This is a genomic window from Rhodococcus sp. NPDC059969 (assembly GCF_042738325.1).
GTDB lineage: Bacteria > Actinomycetota > Actinomycetes > Mycobacteriales > Mycobacteriaceae > Rhodococcus_F.
In genome coordinates, this window is the sequence record NZ_JBHWUF010000026.1 from 1 (window position 1) to 3607 (window position 3607).

Annotated in this window: 2 rRNA genes; both read left to right on the forward strand. The window is 56.6% G+C overall.

The window, feature by feature from the left end:
- Nucleotides 1-586, forward strand: a 16S ribosomal RNA gene (locus ACFWAD_RS29725); the annotation flags it as partial.
- A 286-nt stretch (nt 587-872) separates the two neighbouring features.
- Nucleotides 873-3607 (forward strand): 23S ribosomal RNA (locus ACFWAD_RS29730); the annotation flags it as partial.

Consider the following 3607-nt stretch of genomic DNA (forward strand, 5'->3'; position numbering starts at 1 on the left):
GCAACGCGAAGAACCTTACCAAGGCTTGACATACACCGGAAAGCATCAGAGATAGTGCCCCCCTTGTGGTCGGTATACAGGTGGTGCATGGCTGTCGTCAGCTCGTGTCGTGAGATGTTGGGTTAAGTCCCGCAACGAGCGCAACCCTTGTCCTGTGTTGCCAGCATGCCCTTCGGGGTGATGGGGACTCACAGGAGACCGCCGGGGTCAACTCGGAGGAAGGTGGGGACGACGTCAAGTCATCATGCCCCTTATGTCTTGGGCTGCACACGTGCTACAATGGCCGGTACAATGAGCTGCGATACCGTGAGGTGGAGCGAATCTCAAAAAGCCGGTCTCAGTTCGGATTGGGGTCTGCAACTCGACCCCATGAAGTCGGAGTCGCTAGTAATCGCAGATCAGCATTGCTGCGGTGAATACGTTCCCGGGCCTTGTACACACCGCCCGTCACGTCACGAAAGTCGGTAACACCCGAAGCCGGTGGCCCAACCCGTAAGGGAGGGAGCTGTCGAAGGTGGGACTGGCGATTGGGACGAAGTCGTAACAAGGTAGCCGTACCGGAAGGTGCGGCTGGATCACCTCCTTTCTAAGGAGCACAGTACCGATTGCAGACAAATGTTCTGCACGGTCAGCTCATGGGTGGAACGTTGATTATTTGGCACGGTTTCCTGGATGGATCACGAGTACTGCTTCGGCGTGGAAAGTGAGTCACTGACGGGGGATCGTGCCTGGCACGTTGTTGGGTATCTGAAGGTACGGCCGTAAGGTCTTATCTTCGCGATGCCGGCCCCAGTGCACTCATCAGCTTGTCTGGTGGGGTGATGGGTGGCTGGTCGTTGCTTGAGAACTACACAGTGGACGCGAGCATCTGTGGCCAAGTTTTTAAGGGCGCACGGTGGATGCCTTGGCACCAGGAACCGATGAAGGACGTGAGAGGCCGCGATAGGCCCCGGGGAGCTGCCAACTGAGCTTTGATCCGGGGGTGTCCGAATGGGGAAACCCGGCAGTCGTCATGGGCTGTCACCCACTGCTGAACACATAGGCAGTGTGGAGGGAACGAGGGGAAGTGAAACATCTCAGTACCCTCAGGAAGAGAAAACAACCGTGATTCCGGGAGTAGTGGCGAGCGAAACCGGATGAGGCCAAACCGTATGCGTGTGATACCCGGCAGGGGTTGCGCATGCGGGGTTGTGGGAATTCTTTTGATCGGTCTGCCGGCCGGTCGGCGAGTCAGAAACCGTTGATGTAGTCGAAGGACATGCGAAAGGTCCGGCGTAGAGGGTAAGACCCCCGTAGACGAAACATCAGCGGCTTGCTTAAGAATCTCCCAAGTAGCACGGGGCCCGAGAAATCCCGTGTGAATCTGGCGGGACCACCCGCTAAGCCTAAATATTCCCTGGTGACCGATAGCGGATAGTACCGTGAGGGAATGGTGAAAAGTACCGCGGGAGCGGAGTGAAATAGTACCTGAAACCGTGTGCCTACAAGCCGTGGGAGCGTCGCTGTATGTGCTTGCACATACAGTCGTGACTGCGTGCCTTTTGAAGAATGAGCCTGCGAGTTAGCGGTGTGTAGCGAGGTTAACCCGTGTGGGGAAGCCGTAGCGAAAGCGAGTCCGAATAGGGCGATTGAGTTGCACGCTCTAGACCCGAAGCGGAGTGATCTAGCCATGGGCAGGTTGAAGCGGAGGTAAGACTTCGTGGAGGACCGAACCCACCAGGGTTGAAAACCTGGGGGATGACCTGTGGTTAGGGGTGAAAGGCCAATCAAACTCCGTGATAGCTGGTTCTCCCCGAAATGCATTTAGGTGCAGCGTCGTGTGTTTCTTGCCGGAGGTAGAGCACTGGATAGGCGATGGGCCCTACCGGGTTACTGACCTTAGCCAAACTCCGAATGCCGGTAAGTGAGAGCACGGCAGTGAGACTGTGGGGGATAAGCTCCATGGTCGAGAGGGAAACAGCCCAGAGCATCGACTAAGGCCCCTAAGCGTACGCTAAGTGGGAAAGGATGTGGAGTCGCAGAGACAACCAGGAGGTTGGCTTAGAAGCAGCCACCCTTGAAAGAGTGCGTAATAGCTCACTGGTCAAGTGATTCCGCGCCGACAATGTAGCGGGGCTCAAGCGTACCGCCGAAGTCGTGTCATTGCAGCAATAGGGCCAACGCCCGCTGTGATGGGTAGGGGAGCGTCGTGTGCCGGGTGAAGCAGCAGCGGAAGCTAGTTGTGGACGGTTCACGAGTGAGAATGCAGGCATGAGTAGCGATACACACGTGAGAAACGTGTGCGCCGATTGACTAAGGGTTCCTGGGTCAAGCTGATCTGCCCAGGGTAAGTCGGGACCTAAGGCGAGGCCGACAGGCGTAGTCGATGGACAACCGGTTGATATTCCGGTACCCGCTTTGAAACGCCCAATATCGAATCAGGCGATGCTAAGTCCGTGAAGCCGTTCCGGACCCTTCGGGGAAAGGAAAGTGGTGGAGCCGACGAACCAGACTTGTAGTAGGTAAGCGATGGGGTGACGCAGGAAGGTAGTCCAGCCCGGGCGGTGGTAGTCCCGGGGTAAGGGTGTAGGCCGAGGGGTAGGCAAATCCGTCCCTCATTAAGGCTGAGACCTGATGCCGAGCCGATTGTGGTGAAGTGGATGATCCTATGCTGTCGAGAAAAGCCTCTAGCGAGTTTCATGGCGGCCCGTACCCTAAACCGACTCAGGTGGTCAGGTAGAGAATACCGAGGCGTTCGGGTGAACTATGGTTAAGGAACTCGGCAAAATGCCCCCGTAACTTCGGGAGAAGGGGGGCCATCACTGGTGATCGGATTTACTCCGTGAGCTGGGGGTGGCCGCAGAGACCAGCGAGAAGCGACTGTTTACTAAAAACACAGGTCCGTGCGAAGCCGTAAGGCGATGTATACGGACTGACGCCTGCCCGGTGCTGGAACGTTAAGGGGACCGGTTAGTGCGCTTTCGGGCGTGCGAAGCTGAGAACTTAAGCGCCAGTAAACGGCGGTGGTAACTATAACCATCCTAAGGTAGCGAAATTCCTTGTCGGGTAAGTTCCGACCTGCACGAATGGCGTAACGACTTCTCGACTGTCTCAACCATAGGCCCGGTGAAATTGCACTACGAGTAAAGATGCTCGTTTCGCGCAGCAGGACGGAAAGACCCCGGGACCTTTACTATAGTTTGATATTGGTGTTCGGTTCGGCTTGTGTAGGATAGGTGGGAGACTTTGAAGCGGCCACGCCAGTGGTTGTGGAGTCGTCGTTGAAATACCACTCTGGTCGTGCTGGATGTCTAACCTCGGTCCGTGATCCGGATCAGGGACAGTGTCTGATGGGTAGTTTAACTGGGGCGGTTGCCTCCCAAAGGGTAACGGAGGCGCCCAAAGGTTCCCTCAGCCTGGTTGGCAATCAGGTGTTGAGTGTAAGTGCACAAGGGAGCTTGACTGTGAGACCGACGGGTCGAGCAGGGACGAAAGTCGGGACTAGTGATCCGGCGGTGGCTTGTGGAAGCGCCGTCGCTCAACGGATAAAAGGTACCCCGGGGATAACAGGCTGATCTTCCCCAAGAGTCCATATCGACGGGATGGTTTGGCACCTCGATGTCGGCTC